This is a genomic window from Alteromonas sp. Cnat2-8, assembly GCF_022348355.1.
In the GTDB taxonomy this organism is placed as follows: domain Bacteria; phylum Pseudomonadota; class Gammaproteobacteria; order Enterobacterales; family Alteromonadaceae; genus Alteromonas; species Alteromonas macleodii.
This window is the reverse complement of record NZ_JAKREX010000005.1, coordinates 171,866-187,802: the sequence shown is the minus strand read 5'-3', so window position 1 is coordinate 187,802 and position 15,937 is coordinate 171,866. Positions and strand designations below refer to the sequence as shown.

Here is a 15,937-nt window from a genome sequence, read left to right as displayed (position 1 = left end):
GTTACATCTCTTTTTTACTTACAGAGTCAGGAGTATTCACAGCGCTGTCTGAATCTTTTTCTATTGAAGTCTCACTTAACAGAAAGTTATTAAGTGAAAGCTCTAGGGCATCAAGCAATACGTCAATATCTTGTGATGTATGATTTGACGTAAGCGTTATACGCAGCCTGTCTTGGTTTTTCGGTACAGTAGGCTGCCTGATAGCCGTTGCCCAGATACCGCGCTGCTTTAGCCCCTCACTTAGTGCAACTGCACGTTCTGGGCTACCAACAATAATGGGCTGGATCGCGCTTTGCGACTGCCCCAAAGTGATTTCAATTGATGCATCGCCTTTCTCGCTTGTATTAAGTGTCTGTCCAAAGCGCTTTTGAAACGAGTCTCTGAAATAAGCGATATTGTTATGCAGCGTTTCGCGGCGGGCAGTATCACTGGCGATATGTGTAAGAGAGTACAACGTCGCGACCGCTTGTGCTGGTGGCATGGCAGTGGAATACACATAATGTTTAGAAAAATTCACCAGATAATCAATTAGGGTTTGGCTTCCCGCAATAAAGGCGCCGGCCGTGCCCACTGCTTTGCCAAATGTTCCCATAACAATAGGCGCTTGTTGCTGGCTTAAGGTTAGTGCTTCTGCTGTGCCGAAGCCGTTTTCACCCAATACACCCATACCGTGTGCATCGTCTAACATGAACCATGCATTATATTTAGCGGCCAGTTCAGCGATATCTTCACAAGGCGCTACGTCACCGTCCATACTAAACACACCTTCACTAGCAATCAGAGTGTCTTGCTGGTTTGCACCAGAATTACCAACCGCATCGGGCACCTGGCTTTGACAAACGCTCGATAGCAGGCTCTCTAAATGACTTAGATCGTTGTGCTTGAAACGGCGAAGCTTGGCGCTATCAGATACACATTGCGCCCCCTCTAAAAACGAAGCGTGCATGAGCTTATCAGCAATGATGTGCCCTGCTCTTACGCTTTTATTAGGGTGAGACATGTGAGGAAAAAGTGCCATGCACAGTGCCTGATTGGCGGCAAAGCCAGAGTTAAACAACAGCGCAGCTTCTCGGTTTAAACCATCGGCAATGTAGGCTTCTAGCGCCAAATGAGCCTGCGTGTGCCCAGTTACCAATGGCGATGCACCACTGCCACCACCAAATTGCGCTAGTCCCTCAACCCAACTTTGCAATACACCCTCATGCTGGCGCATGCCTAGGTAGTCATTGCTTGAAAAATTAAGGTAGTGCTCACCGTTAATACAAATAATGCTGTCTTTTTCGTATTGTTGGCAGTGGCGCTGGCGCAGTAAGCCTTGCTCGGCACGCGCGCTCAGCGAATCGTCTAACCAGTGAAAGGCCATTACGCCTCCGTTAAATGCTGTTTCTTTGGCGCTACCTTAGGCTTGGTTGCATCAATAAACAAGTCGTTACTGTCGTCGTCTTGTTCTTGTTGCTGGGCAATTTCTTCTTCTAACACTTGTTGATGTGCTTCGTCTGAGTAATCCCTTGTACGCTCAGTATTAATACCAAGCTTTTTGAACAGCATTACATCTTCATGGGTATCTGGATTTGACGTGGTTAACAGCTTGCAGCCATAGAAAATAGAGTTCGCGCCTGCCATAAAACAAAGCGCCTGCATTTGTTCGTTCATTGCTTCGCGGCCTGCCGACAAGCGCACATGTGACTTAGGCATCATAATACGAGCAACGGCAATAGTGCGGATAAACTCAAAATAGTCCAAGTCTTCTACACTATCGAGTGGCGTACCTTTTACTTTAACCAACATATTAATAGGTACACTTTGAGGCTGCTCAGGAAGGTTTGCTAGTTGCACTAACATACTAGCCCGATCGCTCACCGTTTCTCCCATGCCAACAATTCCCCCAGAGCAAACGTTCATGCCTGCAGCACGCACGTTTTCTAACGTATTCAATCGGTCTTGGTAAGTACGGGTAGTGATAATATCGCCGTAGTATTCCGGAGAGGTATCAAGGTTGTGATTATAATAATCAAGGCCCGCTTGCTTTAAGGCCACAGCTTGATCGCGGGTTAACATACCCAGCGTCATGCAGGTTTCTAAGCCTAAGCTTTTCACCTCTTCAACCATTTTTAAAATGTAAGGCATGTCTCTGTCGCGTGGATTTCGCCAAGCAGCCCCCATACAAAAACGGGTTGAGCCCACTTGCTTTGCTTCTTTCGCACGCTGGATGACTTTTTCAATTTCCAGTAATCGTTCTTTTTCAAGGCCCGTATCATACCGAGCACTTTGCGGGCAGTACTTACAGTCTTCAGGGCAAGCACCGGTTTTAATCGACAAAAGCGTGCTGACCTGCACTTCATTCGGATTAAAATGCTGTCTATGCACTACTTGGGCATTAAACAGTAAATCGTTAAATGGCATCGCAAACAAAGCCTCAACTTCGGCTTTGGTCCAATCGTTTCGAATAGTTGTCGTTTGCGCAGAAGGCGCACTAGCCAGCGTCATTGACTGTCCTTTACTAATTATTATTGCTGGCTTAGTCTATGCCCCAATATCGAGTTGTCAACTCTGACCAATTTAAAACCTTTACTAATGGTTATTTTGTGAACAATATAGAATTTGATAAACAACACATTTGGCACCCCTATACCTCGGCGGTTAATCCCCTTCCCTGCTATGAAGTAGTTGGTGCAAAAGGCGCTGAACTTACCTTGGCCACAAGTGAAGTGCTAGTAGATGGCATGTCTAGCTGGTGGGCAGCTATTCACGGTTACAACCATCCTGTACTCAACGATGCTGCGCACAAGCAAATTGACGCATTTTCTCACGTTATGTTTGGCGGTATTACCCACCAGCCGGCGGTAGATTTGTGTAAATCGTTACTTAACATGGTGCCGGCAGGTTTAGAGCGTGTATTTTTAGCAGACTCTGGCTCAGTGTCTGTTGAAGTTGCGATAAAGATGGCGATTCAGTATTGGGCATGCCAAGGGCGCTCAGAGAAGTCGCGCATTGTCGCGCCGCGCAATGGCTACCACGGCGACACGTTCGCTGCAATGAGCGTGTGCGATCCCATTAACGGTATGCATAGTTTATTTGAGGGTGTACTAAGCAAGCAGATTTTTGCGCCCGCCCCTCAAACTCGTTTTGGGCAAACGTTTAGCGAAGATGACATTCTTCCACTTGAAGAGATCTTTGAAAAGCATCACCACACGATGGCAGCCCTTATCCTAGAACCTGTTGTTCAAGGCGCGGGAGGCATGCGTATTTACCACCCCGAATACTTAAAGCGCTGCCGACAGCTTTGCGATACCTACGACGTACTTTTAATTTGCGATGAAATTGCTACTGGCTTCGGCCGTACAGGTAAGCTCTTCGCTTGCGAGCATGCAGGTATTTCGCCTGACATCATGTGTTTGGGTAAAGCGATTACGGGTGGTTATATGACACTGGCCGCGACCTTGTGTACCGAAGACGTGGCTTTAGGGGTTTGCCAAGGGGAGCCTGGCGTATTTATGCACGGCCCCACATACATGGGCAACCCGTTAGCCTGCGCGGTGGCCAATGCCAGTCTGTCGCTCATTAACGAAAATCATTGGCAGCAACAAGTTCCTGTCATTGAGAAACAATTACAAACCGAATTGGCAAAATGTGCAGACTTGCCGCGAGTCGCTGACGTAAGGGTGTTAGGTGCTGTAGGGGTAGTCGAGACGGTAAATCCCGTCAATGTAGCCGAAATTCAACGCCATTTTGTGAAACATGGCGTGTGGATACGGCCATTCGGGAAATTGGTATACATTATGCCTCCGTACATTATATCTTCCGAGCAGTTAAGTAAGCTGACCCATGCGATTTACACCGCCTTGAAATAGTGTGTGAGATTGTTACGCTAACTATCTTCTTGGGTGAAATATGAGTTTTTGAACCACTAGTTGACGTCAGATGGCCCGAGGGTTGATGTTAGTTTTGTTATAGAGTGAACATTCAACTTTAAAGCGGGTCACTAATTAGATCATTAATGCAGAGTGTTTATAGCGAGATTTGAATGATAGTACGTGTTTTAGATAAAGTTGTATTTGCAGTCTTGTTTATCATTACACTTCAAGTCCCCATCTTGGCGGATCATTATCGTCAATACCTCAATGGTTATTATGATGCACTGAGAGATGAAGTTTCTAGTTCGTCAGCGCTCGCCAAGCAGCATGGTTTTTCTTCGGTTGAAGCCATGCTTGAAAGCTTACAGAAAAACAGTGAGCCAGTTGTGCGAGAGAATGCCTCGATGAAAGCCACACGCTTCGCCCAGATCACCACTTTAGAGCAAGGCATGAGGAAGCTAGAGCACGGTCATTACTTCGAAAAGCTTGTGTTTATGGCCTCGCCTTCTCAATATGGTACGCTGAAGCGCGTGTTAGATAATTTCAGCCCCTCTGTCCCACTAACGCCTTCGTCAATTGTGTTCAGCCTTGTTACCGCTATCTTACTTAATCTGTTAATTTGGACGCCACACTTCTGCTATTGTCAGGTTAAGAAAATTAAGAATAAACCCAAGCGCTACGCTTATAAATAGCACTTGGGTTTATCTTGTTAATACGTGGTTTATTGTTTTTTAAAAAGCCACTTCTACCAGTCCAACTAAACCAACACATTAGATCTTAATGAGCTGCATGGCTTTGATATTTCATGGCCTGAGATTTCAAGGCGTCATGCAAGCCATGCACTAAAATCGCTCGGGCTTTTCTCTATCCGTTAGCCGGCTTCGCTATTTTTCCTTTTAGCTTTTCCTCGCTCTCTTTCTCGCTCTCTTTCTCGCTTTGGTGAGCCTCAACAGTCGCGATCCGCATTTAGGCACATTTGGCGTGTTCTAAGTCATCATCTAGTAAGAGTTGGCATCTTTGCTGCAACACTTATTAAGAGTGTGTGTTGAGATGTTGCTGAATTTACACTACGCCTATCAAAGTAAACACTTAATGCCTTTGATAAACAGCAACTTAAGCACAAAAAGCTATACAGGAGATATTATTATGCCAACAGATGCACAATTATTAATCGGGAAAGTGTTGCAAATAAAAGACAAAATTATTGCAAAACGCCACTGTATTCCAAGCGACCTAAAAGCGGAATGGAACACGCTTAATGAGCAAACTGCGTGTTTTGAAAGTGAGGCGCTTTATAGGAGTGCTGTGAAAGGCCAGGAAATGAATAAGCACATTGATTATTCAGGTTCGGTGAAAGAGCTTTCTCAATTAGTAAAACAACTTAAAACGCTAAATAAAAAGGTTAACGTTACACGAGTTCATCACTAATACCTGCGATGACACGCCACGGTTATGGCTATTTTAAGTTTCGCTGAGTGAGTATTTATCTTTGCGGACTAATGGTATGAGGCCTCAAGCATTCTCCGTGCCTTAGGCCTAAGCAAAAATTCGTGTTACTTTTTCTTTTTAAGGAGTACCAATGTTCTTACTTTACGCGTGCCATAGCTGGCAAGCCTTAGAAAGTCTTCGCGGGCAACCGGAATGTGTTGATACTCGACAGGCTGCCCCTCACTCGCATCTGGGTCGTGCAGATAATAGCAATGAGAATCGCAGCTAGTCACCGCAACCCAATGGGGAACCTTTTTTTTATCGAACGCGTATGTGCTGATTAAGCACAATACTGCCCCGCCAGCTTTAAGGGTTTGGTCGATAACATCAACTCGCCAGTCAGAGATTTCAACAGAAATGCCTTTTCTACGTGCCTCTGCCATAAACTGCGACTCAACATTTTCGACTATCGCTTTCTTGTTAGTATCTCTAACGCCATCAACAAAAAGCGGGACATCCTGATTGATGACCACTTTCGCTGCATAACCTTCGTTTACCGCGGCGAGCGCTAATCCCACCGGGTGGCAACCGCCATGACCTGACATCATAAATATCGTGGTAGCAGTACGCCACAACGATAGTTCTTTTTCTTGGGTCATCTCATAGCGATTGTTCAATGCACACATTGCCATCATTAATGCTGACGGACCGCAGGTAAAATCAGTCGTCTGTTGGTACCACGGATAAACCTCTGGCTTAACTGACTTACTCGGCACCAACACTTTTTGCATACGTAATGCGTCAGTGTGATCGTCGTAGTAATCGGTATACATACCAAACTGAGTAAACCCTAACTTTTTATACAGAGCAATGGCGCCAGCATTACCTACTGCCACTTCCAGGCGCATAAATCGCTTTCCCCGCAAAAGCGCCCGCTCCCCCAAGCTATTTATGAGCTTTTCAGCAACGCCAAGCCCCCTCGCCTCAGGCAAAACTGCAATAGAATACAGTCGAGTGAGCTGCGTTCCACGACGCAGCAGCAACAGTCCATAGCCAACAATGCTATTTACACTCGGCTTATTTTTGTCGAGGTTAGAACTTGAAGTCGACGGCTCACGCTCGGCCACAATAAGCTCTGCGTGCTGTGCATCAATGTAAAATTTGAAACGACTTTTACTTAGCCTGTCGGTGGTGAAACAAGTTTGCTCAATGTGCTGAAGCGAAGCAAGATCGTGTAATGTCGCAACGCGTAGCACTACACTCGACTGCGTAGAAGGCACACCGGCACCATTTGTCGATTTAGTATTAGATGCGCCCTCAGCTAGACCATATGCACGATTTGCGCTTTCCTGTGGACTTGCATTATTCACTTCAATTACTCGCTCAGCCGATGTGATCATCGCCCTCTTTGCTCCAACCTGTCAGCAAATTCCTGCATAATTAATTCGTACAGTTCTTTGCCTAAATATTTGTCTTCAACACCCGAGTCGATACTTGGGTTGTCGTTCACTTCAATAACATAAACTGCACTGCCGGTTTGCTTGATGTCTACACCATACAAGCCGTCACCCACCGCTTTAGCGGCCTTGATAGCAGCTTGTAACACCGGCTTAGGCACTTCAAACGTTGGCATTGTGGCAAATCCACCCGAAGAGAATCGGTCTCCCTGATGGTTGTATATCTGCCAATGGTTGCGCACCATAAAGTATTGGCAAGCGTAAATAGGTTTGCCACCTAATACACCAATTCGCCAGTCGAATTCAGTGAATATATATTCCTGAACCAAAACAAGTGCCGATTCAGCCAGCATTTGTTCTAAGCGCGTTTTTAACGCTTCTTTATTTTCAGCTTTATGCACGCCGCGGGAAAACGAGCTTTCTGGCAGTTTTAAAACAAGCGGCAAACCAAAGTCAGCTATGAGTTTTTCGCATACTTCATCAGTAGCGCTCGATACAAACGTCGCTTTCGGCGCTGGCACTTTTTGATAAGCAAACGCATCCTGCAGGTACACTTTGTTACAGCAGCGCAGAATTGACTGCGTATCGTCCATAACCACAATGCCTTCTCGCTCTGCGGCACGCGCTAAACGGTAGGTATGATGGTCAATCGCCGTCGTTTCACGAATGAACAATGCATCATAGTGACCCAATTCTTCTTGCGACAGGCGACTCACCACATCTGCGCGAAAGCCCACTTTTTCAGCTGCTTTCACAAAGTTTTTAATGGCGCGTTCGTCACTAGGCGGCGTGCTCTCTTCTGGGTTAACCAAAATGGCCATATCCCAACGAGTACGTTTGCTCGTTTTACCGGCTTTCCACTGTATTTTAGTATGTGCTTCTAATTGCTCAATGAAACGCGCTTGTTGCTTGGCATTTAAGTCCTTAAACGCTTTTGCCTGTACGCTTGCAAAGCCTTCAATTTGTACTTTACCCGTGGCTTTAGGCGACACTTTCGTATCGGTAACTGTTGGGCTTAACACCAAAACAGGGTACGGGTATTTTTCAAACGCTTGGCGCGCCAAACGCTTAAAGCGCTGATCTTTCACTTCGCCGAAAAGTACTAATATAGGCTCATCAGTAATTTCCGTATTGTCTTGAGATACCGATAAAGAGAAGACGATGCGATCTATACTTTTCTCTTCCGCCATGCGTAAATCGTTAATGGTATTTACAGAAGGCAATACAGAGTGATTACGTGCCTGAGCCAAAAGTGAACAATAGTACCCTTCGCTTAAGTAACGCGTAGTATCACAAATGTTGATAACGCGTGTTTTGGGCTCGTTCAACTTTGGAAACTCAGCAAGATAATCTTGAAAAGTCAGCACGGTTAAAGCTGTGTTACAAAAAGGAGTAACATCATCAGTAACAATCAGTGTATTGTGCATGTAATTCGCTTCTAAATAGTATGTTGTCAGTTACAATTATTACTGTGTTTGTTCAATTTACAAACACGATTAAAGTAGCGCTGAGTTTACGCTTTACTCATCATTTGCATAGCATTATCAGCACGGCTTTTTTTCATCGTTAAGACAACAAAAACTAATGTGCATTTGAATAGATTGAAACGACTTTTGTTTATTGAGTTTGCCTATACATTGAAGTAAGCAAACAAGATACGAATGGTTTAAGGAGTACGTATGTTATTAGCCAGCTTGGCTATTTTAATCGGATTACCGGTTTTGCTTTGGAGCGCAGGGAAGTTTGTAGGTGGTGCCGCATCGGTAGCCAATCATTTCGGTGTTTCCCCCTTGCTCATCGGTATGCTCATCATTGGGTTTGGTACATCGGCCCCTGAAATCATCGTTTCAGTGTTTGCAGCTATTCAAGGCAACTCTGGCATAGCGCTGGGCAACGCCTATGGCTCTAATATCGCCAATATCTTGTTAATCCTTGGCCTTACCGCAATCATTAGTCCTATTGCGGTTAAATCAGAAATCATTAAGAAAGAGCTGCCTGTTTTACTTGGCATCACCTTCTTTGCCGCATGGCAGGTGTGGGACTTAAATATCTCGAAAGACGACGCATTCTCTTTGTTAGGACTGTTTGTGCTTCTGCTTTCTTGGAGTATTTATCACGGCATGAAAGGCGACAAAGACGCCCTCGCCGACGAATACGATGAAGAGATTAATAGCAACGAAGGTACTGTAAAAACCCACGTAATGTGGTTGATTGCGGGGCTTTTATTGCTAGTTGCAAGCTCGCGTATGCTGGTATGGGGCGCGGTAGAAGTCGCCACCTTCTTTGGTGTTAGCGATACTATTATCGGGTTGACGGTTATCGCAATTGGTACATCGTTACCAGAACTTGCATCATCGCTAATGGCGGTGAAGAAAGGCGAACACGATTTAGCCATTGGTAACGTGATCGGATCTAACATGTTCAACACCTTGGCAGTAGTGGGCATTGCAGGCACTATTCAGCCAATGGCTGTAGGTTCTGAGTTTTTATACCGCGACGTTATGGTGATGTTCGCATCAACCATCGCCCTATTCATTTTCTGTATTGGCATTAAGCGCCAAGGACGTTTAAACCGTCTGGAAGGCGGAGCATTTGTGCTGGCCTACGCGGCCTATACGTACTGGCTTATCCAAGCAGCTTTTATTTAAGTTATTGCCGCAAGCCTTGTAAACAATAACGCTTTTTATGCATCGCTCACTTGATGGGAAGGTCATAGCAACCCCATCAAGTGACATAAACACCGTTTGTCGAAAGCGCTACTCACAAAGCTTTGTTATTTGTCCTTGAGTTATGTTTTCGTCGTGCACCGCATGTAGAGCGCTTTCACTATTTACAGGCCCAGTGTGGTAGCCAGTGTGATTAGGCTTATCGCCGCAATAGCAAATAAAATGAATAGGTTTATGCCAAAACTATCGCTTTGACGACGGTTTCTTCTGGCACGCATAATTATGCTAACCAAACTCACTATCAAACATACCTGCAGCATGATGGTCATGGCCGATAAATGACTTTCAGACCAACTGGTATCGCCTTTTATTCCCCAGTACTGCTGCACGCCACTGATAAAGTCAGGGCGCGCATAGTGAAACAGTATGAGTACGACAACCATGCCAACCCAGCCAACGATGTTTAACCCAAGCATCACCTTATAAAAAGGCGTTTTAGAACGGGGCGTTGAACGTCGCTCTGCAAGTTGCTCGTAAGTCATAGAACTTCTCTCATTTTCGGCATCGCTAGAACGGTCAGCGTCACTTTGCGTAGCACTCGGTTCTTGTGCTTGCTGAGACACTTGCGTGTTCGAATCATTTTTATTTCCCATTTGTCACTCTGTTCTCTGGCATCCCGCTTTATGTTGGGTATACTAGCGTGCTATTGGATTGTATTTCATTGGTTATTTTTACATCACCAAGTCATGTTTCGATCTGTATTTTGCTTATATTTGGCACCAAGCGAATTGCGAAATGCCTTTTTGAAAAGCGAAAAGCTATTCAGAATCTAGTAAGTTATCGGCATGGCAATCCAAAAACATTGACTATAAAGCAAATTTTAGTGCATTTTTTCATTCACAGTTTAATGCACTGTGTTGTTGAAAATGACTCAATAGTAAGCAACAACATAAAATTAGTAAGACGGAGAAATTAACATGACGCATGCGCCCGTAGTTGACGTACTTAAAGGTAAGTACGCCGTTGGCGAATCGGTAACCGTAAAGGGTTGGGTAAGAACACGCCGCGACTCTAAAGCGGGGTTATCATTTATTGCACTACACGACGGTAGTTGCTTCGATCCTGTACAAGTTATTGCGCTAAATTCTCTGTCAAATTATGCCGATATCCAGCGCTTAACAGCAGGCTGCTCATTATCGGTTACCGGTACAGTGAAAGAGTCTCAGGGCCAAGGCCAAGCCGTTGAAATTGACGCGACTGACGTTGAAGTTTTGGGGTGGGTAGAAAACCCTGATACCTACCCAATGGCCGCTAAACGCCACAGCATTGAGTATCTTCGCGAATATGCACACCTTCGCCCACGCACTAACGTTATCGGCGCGGTAACTCGCGTGCGCAACTGTTTGTCGCAGGCTATTCACCGCTTCTTCCACGAAAAAGGATACTTCTGGATCTCTACGCCAATTCTAACGGCCAGCGATACAGAAGGTGCAGGTGAAATGTTCCGCGTATCAACTCTTGATATGATGAATCTTCCACGCGACGACAAAGGCAATGTTGACTACTCAGAAGATTTCTTCGGCAAAGAAACCTACCTTACGGTATCAGGTCAGCTTAACGTTGAAACTTACTGTACAGCTATGTCTAAGGTGTACACCTTCGGCCCTACGTTCCGTGCAGAGAACTCAAACACATCTCGCCACCTTGCCGAGTTTTGGATGATTGAGCCTGAAGTGGCGTTTGCTGAATTGAAAGATGTCGCACAGCTTGCTGAAGACATGCTGAAATATGTTTGTAAGGCTGTGCTTGAAGAACTGCCTGACGACATGGCGTTCTTTGCTCAGCGTATTAAGAAAGACGCCATTGAGCGTTTAGAAAAGTTAGTAAGCTCTGACTTTGTTCGCATGGACTACACAGACGCTATCGAAATTCTGCAAAACTGCGGCAAAGAATTCGAATTCCCTGTTGAATGGGGTATCGATTTATCTTCTGAGCACGAGCGCTATCTTGCAGAAGAGCACGTTGGTGCGCCAATTATCATGCAGAACTACCCGAAAGATATTAAAGCGTTCTACATGCGCATTAACGATGACGGTAAGACTGTTGCAGCAATGGATGTACTTGCGCCAGGTATCGGTGAAATCATCGGTGGTTCACAGCGTGAAGAACGCCTAGACGTTTTCGATGCACGCCTTGACGAAATGGGCCTATCGAAAGAAGACTACGCGTGGTATCGCGACCTTCGCCGCTACGGCACCGTACCTCACTCAGGTTTCGGTCTTGGTTTCGAGCGCCTTGTAGCATACGTAACTGGCATGCAAAACGTACGTGACGTGATCCCATTCCCACGTACACCGGGCAACGCTAGCTTCTAAGCAGTTGTTCGCTAGATTTAAAAGCCCGCATATAGATTGCTACATGCGGGCTTTTTTACTTCTTGAACCGTTATTATCTCAGCGCTAGTTTACGGACTCACTGAAATTCCAATTGCAGCAGAGCGACAAGGTTCAACCGTGTAAACAAATCCCTCTTCCACTTCATCTGTCTTTTCAATCTGCAAAATTTCGTAGTCGTTAAGCTCTATGACGCGGGTTCCCTCAGGATGAGCACAGCGTGAGAGTGAGTCAGCTTCAAACTCATAAATGAAATAGGCTAAGGCACGTCGTTGTGACTTTTTGTAATCAACACTCTTTTGTTTTGCGTTAGTCAGTAGCGTGGTTAAGTCCTTTTCTAACTCAGAAATATCTTCCGCTTGTTCCTTAGTAAGTTGCGCTTCACCGTTTTCAAGCTCATTTTCCGTTACGTTTTCTATGCTTATTAAAGGGTTAGCACTTTCACTACTGAATTCAGAGAGTAGCCCAACTTGCCCAGCTAAAACTCCCAGCTGCAGCGCCACGCCCAGTGTCCATGCTAGTCTTGCCAATGTGGTAGAGGTAGCAAACCGATAGTGTTTTGGATGCCAAAACCGCGCAACGCCAAACGGCTTCAATAGCAGTAAGAAAAACAGATAGAAAATAATAAGAAGCATACCACCCACGAGCCCTAACATGGTGGTAACAAAGAACCAGCTTGGCACCATAAGAATAAGCGCAAAATTGTGACTGTAGGGCAAGGCGTTTGCTGATACGCCAGTTATGCTATTCACTAACCCACTTGCAGAGGCGAGTGCAAAGTTTGCGATGATTGCATATATAAACAGAATCACAGCTTTACCTGGTAAGCTGTTCCAAAGTGTCATGAACCTGGGCCATGTCTCGCTAACAATGCCCGTAAGAGCAAAACCAAACATTATTGCTTCAAACAGTCTACTTTCTATGTTCAGAAATATTTGCAACAAAAGCATGCTGGTTGCTAAAAAATAACATCGCTGAGCGAAGGTAATACTCATCCAAAAACGCAAAAAACCAACACGCCTTTTTAGGAATAAACGACTTACCTGCTTCTTAATTTTTCCATATACACTATGAATTTCGTTTGCTATTTCCATCACTTAATCGTCAATTATTGTTGTTATACTGCTAAATACGACTGGCTATACTTCCCGACATGCCTGCAATAAGCTATGCTGTTGATTCTAAAAATCAACGGGTTATACCTCTAGGCTGCTATCTATCATACAACGAGCATACAAAAAGTGGCGTGCAAAAGCATATGGCTGAATCAAATACGTTATCTATAGTTTGTGAGCAATGCCATACTCAGGTACACATTCCCGCCCTAGCACACAGGCAACGGGCTGTGTGCCCAGTATGTAACCACACACTAATATCTCATCGCGATGGCGCAAGCGAAAAGTTGCTTGCTTATACCTTCAGTGCCCTGATTTTTTTATTACTTTCGTTACCTTTTAACTTTCTGACATTTAAAGCAAGCGGTCAAAAGCACAGTATTGATTTGCCCACCGGTATAACCGTACTCATTGAAAACGATTATTTATCACTAGCGATAATAACCAGCTTAGCGACATTATTGCTGCCCGGAATGGTACTCGGCGGCCTGCTATTGTTATCGTTAGCTCAAATACAAAACCGACGCCCCTTTTACTTGCCGCGGCTTTACAAACTTGTGAAAGCCCTCTTACCGTGGAGCATGGCAGAAATTTTTCTTGTTGGTACCTTGGTTAGCCTTATCAAAATTACCGAATTGGCCGACGTTTCCATAGGCCTATCATTTTACGCATTCGTTGGCTTTTCAGCGTTCACGGCTCTTTGTATATCTCAATTTGATCCCACACGCTACGCCATGTGGATGTCTCAAGGACAACCACCACAACCTAAACCACTGTGTGAAGCACAAGCGCAAGAGAGTATTCAGCGTACGTGGGCGTTGTTGATCACCGCTTGTATCTTATATATTCCTGCTAATGTACTGCCAATTATGTATACTGAATTTTTTGGCCAAGAGACGCCCAATACCATTATTGGTGGTGTCATATCGTTGTGGGAATCGGGTTCATACCCAGTGGCGATAATTATTTTAGTTGCCAGCGTGGTAGTGCCAGTGGCAAAAATTATCATTCTTGCTTGGCTCAATTTTTCCGTACAGCGAGAGAAAACCACTTCAAAACAATTACGTATACGTTACTACCGCATCACTGAGGCGATAGGCCGCTGGTCGATGATAGACGTTTTTGTTGTAGCAGTGCTGGTATCCCTTATTCAGATGGGGAACACCATGTCTATTTATCCGGGCCAAGCGGCACTCGCCTTTTGTGCCGTTGTATTTGTAACGATGATAGCCGCGATGACGTTTGATTCGAGGCTAATTTGGCAGCAGTGGAAGCAATTACCATGACCACAAACGATCCGAACATTAATGAAGCTAAGGTCAAACCGACCTCGTCCATTTCTCGCATTTGGATTATCCCAATTCTTGTTATCGTTATTGGTGGCTGGATGGTGTACTACCAATGGAAGAATCAGGGCCCTCTCATTACGATAGAGCTGCATTCGGCAACAGGTATTGAGGTAAACAAAACACCAATAAAAGTGCGGGACCTAGATATTGGACAGGTAAAAAAGATAACGCTAAAGCCTGACTTAAACGGCGTACTTGTCACGGCCAGAATTGATGCTAGCGCGGCCCATCTACTCAATGAAAATGCAAAGTTTTGGGTTGTCGCCCCCCGTATAAGTTTTTCAGAGGTTTCAGGGCTTAACACCCTCTTGTCTGGCAGCTATATTGCCATGTCAGCCCGTGATAAAGGCAAAGAGCAACTCCATTTTACGGCACTTGAGCGCCCACCGGTTACGCCTCCTGGCACTCCAGGGCTTCATGTTATGTTAAAAAGTGACGACGAATTTGCCTACAAACCTGGCGATCCCGTTATTTATAAAGGGTTTAAAGTTGGCGAGTTTGAAGACGCTACCTTTAATATTGAAGAACGTGTGGTGTATTACGACGCATTTATTGAAGCGCCTTACCATAAACTCATAACCAACACGACACGTTTCTGGGATGTCAGCGGTGTTAAATTGTTGCTTGAATCGAACGGTGTAAGCATTGAAACAGGCAGCTTGGAAACCTTATTAGCAAACGGTATTACCTTTGGGATCCCTGACGGCGTGCCAAAAGGTGAACAAGTGCTAGATAACGCCTTTTTCACAATTTATGGGGATAGCACATCCGCCTCAGATGCACGTTATAAAGTCGCCGCTGAATACTTGCTACTTATCGATGAAAGTGTGCGAGGTCTAACCGTTGGCGCACCGGTTGAATACCGTGGTATTGAAATTGGCAACGTAACTGCTATCAACTCCTTCCCTGCTTTAGATGGCAACATTTTGGAGCGAGATTATCCCATCCCCGTGCTTATTAATATTTACCCCGGTAAAGCAAGGCAGCCTGATACCAAAGAAGGCCTTAGTGCAATAAAGCAAACCATTCGAAACTGGCTAGAAAGAGATCTTCGCGCATCGCTACGCATGGGTAATGTATTAACAAGTGGTTTGTATGTAGATTTACAGCATGTACCTGATGCCGACAGTAACGGCGGCATTGAAGTGATTAACGGCTACGAAGTAATTCCTACTGTTAGTAACGAGTTCACGCAATTGACGCAAAAGGCCGACGCAATTTTAGACAAAATCAATCAGCTTCCGCTTAAGGAAATGGTGGAAAATGTGCAGTTAGCCGTTGAAGACATGCGTTTAGCTGCTGAGTCTGTGGAAACGGCGAGCAGCGACTTTGATGTACTTATCGCTGATATTGATGCGAAAGCATTAAATAGTAATCTTAATCAGGTTCTTGTTAGCCTTGATGGCCTGCTTAAAAATTACAGCGAGGGTGGTTTTAACCAGTCTGAGATAAAAGAGACCGTTGATGCGCTGCAAGAAACCATGCGCAACATTCAGCCTTTATTGTTAAAGCTAAACCAGTCTCCGAATAGTTTAATATTTTCAAAGGATGATGAAGCGGACATTCAACCTAAAGCGAAGAATTAGCGCAGTAGAGTCAAACAAATACGCGGTTAATTTTCGAGCAACAATGGCGTAAAAAATGAATGCTCTTTATCCTTGATAATTAGCCGATA

13 protein-coding genes are annotated in these 15,937 nt (G+C 44.9%); 7 read left to right on the top strand and 6 right to left on the bottom strand.

The genetic code is table 11. The annotated features are described in order from the left end of the window. Position 1: 1 nt before the first annotated feature. Entirely contained in the window at positions 2-1,363 is a 1,362-nt protein-coding gene (locus MHN00_RS14340) for an 8-amino-7-oxononanoate synthase (protein ID WP_239301548.1), read from the bottom strand. Then, positions 1,363-2,487: a biotin synthase BioB gene (gene bioB / locus MHN00_RS14335; RefSeq protein WP_039227343.1), complete on the bottom strand. Its 1,125-nt coding sequence runs from the start codon at positions 2,485-2,487 to the stop codon at positions 1,363-1,365. Before bioB ends, MHN00_RS14340 begins: the two co-directional genes overlap by 1 nt. Before the next feature lie 38 nt (positions 2,488-2,525). Between bioB and bioA the strand changes: the two genes are divergently transcribed. From bioA to MHN00_RS14320, 3 genes are all read left to right on the top strand, one after another. Next, positions 2,526-3,851 carry an adenosylmethionine--8-amino-7-oxononanoate transaminase gene (gene bioA, locus MHN00_RS14330; protein WP_239301547.1) on the top strand — a complete coding sequence of 442 codons (1,326 nt, stop codon included), beginning with the start codon at positions 2,526-2,528 and terminating at the stop codon, positions 3,849-3,851. Positions 3,852-4,024: 173 nt separating this feature from the next. Next, on the top strand, positions 4,025-4,546 hold the full coding sequence (locus MHN00_RS14325) for a DUF2937 family protein (protein ID WP_014948903.1): 522 nt from the start codon (positions 4,025-4,027) through the stop codon (positions 4,544-4,546). Positions 4,547-5,000: 454 nt separating this feature from the next. Then, positions 5,001-5,282 (top strand): hypothetical protein, encoded by a 282-nt coding sequence (locus tag MHN00_RS14320; RefSeq protein WP_039233500.1) that lies wholly within the window; start codon positions 5,001-5,003, stop codon positions 5,280-5,282. 125 nt (positions 5,283-5,407) lie between these two features. On the opposite strand, the gene MHN00_RS14315 is transcribed toward MHN00_RS14320, so the two are convergent. Both MHN00_RS14315 and MHN00_RS14310 read right to left on the bottom strand, forming a co-directional pair. Further along, entirely contained in the window at positions 5,408-6,682 is a 1,275-nt protein-coding gene (locus MHN00_RS14315; RefSeq protein ID WP_069944000.1) for a GNAT family N-acetyltransferase/peptidase C39 family protein, read from the bottom strand. Continuing rightward, the gene (locus MHN00_RS14310; protein ID WP_069943999.1) at positions 6,679-8,166 is read right to left on the bottom strand and encodes a RimK family protein; all 1,488 of its coding nucleotides are present in this window, start codon (positions 8,164-8,166) and stop codon (positions 6,679-6,681) included. Before MHN00_RS14310 ends, MHN00_RS14315 begins: the two co-directional genes overlap by 4 nt. A gap of 252 nt (positions 8,167-8,418) precedes the next feature. Between MHN00_RS14310 and MHN00_RS14305 the strand changes: the two genes are divergently transcribed. After that, on the top strand, positions 8,419-9,387 hold the full coding sequence (locus MHN00_RS14305; RefSeq protein ID WP_014948899.1) for a calcium/sodium antiporter: 969 nt from the start codon (positions 8,419-8,421) through the stop codon (positions 9,385-9,387). A gap of 182 nt (positions 9,388-9,569) precedes the next feature. On the opposite strand, the gene MHN00_RS14300 is transcribed toward MHN00_RS14305, so the two are convergent. Further along, complete coding sequence (locus MHN00_RS14300) at positions 9,570-10,058, bottom strand: hypothetical protein (protein WP_069943998.1); 489 nt, start codon at positions 10,056-10,058, stop codon at positions 9,570-9,572. A 324-nt stretch (positions 10,059-10,382) separates the two neighbouring features. Between MHN00_RS14300 and asnS the strand changes: the two genes are divergently transcribed. After that, positions 10,383-11,780, top strand: coding sequence for an asparagine--tRNA ligase (gene asnS, locus MHN00_RS14295; protein WP_014948897.1), 1,398 nt, complete (start codon positions 10,383-10,385; stop codon positions 11,778-11,780). 89 nt (positions 11,781-11,869) lie between these two features. On the opposite strand, the gene MHN00_RS14290 is transcribed toward asnS, so the two are convergent. Continuing rightward, positions 11,870-12,643: a hypothetical protein gene (locus MHN00_RS14290; protein ID WP_239301546.1), complete on the bottom strand. Its 774-nt coding sequence runs from the start codon at positions 12,641-12,643 to the stop codon at positions 11,870-11,872. Positions 12,644-13,056: 413 nt separating this feature from the next. Between MHN00_RS14290 and MHN00_RS14285 the strand changes: the two genes are divergently transcribed. Further along, positions 13,057-14,199, top strand: a complete 1,143-nt coding sequence (locus tag MHN00_RS14285; protein WP_110288075.1) for a paraquat-inducible protein A — start codon at positions 13,057-13,059, stop codon at positions 14,197-14,199. Then, positions 14,196-15,848, top strand: a complete 1,653-nt coding sequence (gene pqiB, locus MHN00_RS14280; protein ID WP_049585894.1) for an intermembrane transport protein PqiB — start codon at positions 14,196-14,198, stop codon at positions 15,846-15,848. The genes MHN00_RS14285 and pqiB overlap by 4 nt, the downstream gene beginning before the upstream one ends. Positions 15,849-15,937 lie beyond the last annotated feature (89 nt).

What these genes read in the sequence shown, in the direction of transcription:
- MHN00_RS14340 (WP_239301548.1), bottom strand. Translation starts at nt 1,363, where the DNA reads ATGGCCTTTCACTGGTTAGACGATTCGCTGAGCGCGCGTGCCGAGCAA.
- bioB (WP_039227343.1), bottom strand. Translation starts at nt 2,487, where the DNA reads ATGACGCTGGCTAGTGCGCCTTCTGCGCAAACGACAACTATTCGAAAC.
- bioA (WP_239301547.1), top strand. Translation starts at nt 2,526, where the DNA reads ATGCCCCAATATCGAGTTGTCAACTCTGACCAATTTAAAACCTTTACT.
- MHN00_RS14325 (WP_014948903.1), top strand. Translation starts at nt 4,025, where the DNA reads ATGATAGTACGTGTTTTAGATAAAGTTGTATTTGCAGTCTTGTTTATC.
- MHN00_RS14320 (WP_039233500.1), top strand. Translation starts at nt 5,001, where the DNA reads ATGCCAACAGATGCACAATTATTAATCGGGAAAGTGTTGCAAATAAAA.
- MHN00_RS14315 (WP_069944000.1), bottom strand. Translation starts at nt 6,682, where the DNA reads ATGATCACATCGGCTGAGCGAGTAATTGAAGTGAATAATGCAAGTCCA.
- MHN00_RS14310 (WP_069943999.1), bottom strand. Translation starts at nt 8,166, where the DNA reads ATGCACAATACACTGATTGTTACTGATGATGTTACTCCTTTTTGTAAC.
- MHN00_RS14305 (WP_014948899.1), top strand. Translation starts at nt 8,419, where the DNA reads ATGTTATTAGCCAGCTTGGCTATTTTAATCGGATTACCGGTTTTGCTT.
- MHN00_RS14300 (WP_069943998.1), bottom strand. Translation starts at nt 10,058, where the DNA reads ATGGGAAATAAAAATGATTCGAACACGCAAGTGTCTCAGCAAGCACAA.
- asnS (WP_014948897.1), top strand. Translation starts at nt 10,383, where the DNA reads ATGACGCATGCGCCCGTAGTTGACGTACTTAAAGGTAAGTACGCCGTT.
- MHN00_RS14290 (WP_239301546.1), bottom strand. Translation starts at nt 12,643, where the DNA reads ATGACACTTTGGAACAGCTTACCAGGTAAAGCTGTGATTCTGTTTATA.
- MHN00_RS14285 (WP_110288075.1), top strand. Translation starts at nt 13,057, where the DNA reads ATGGCTGAATCAAATACGTTATCTATAGTTTGTGAGCAATGCCATACT.
- pqiB (WP_049585894.1), top strand. Translation starts at nt 14,196, where the DNA reads ATGACCACAAACGATCCGAACATTAATGAAGCTAAGGTCAAACCGACC.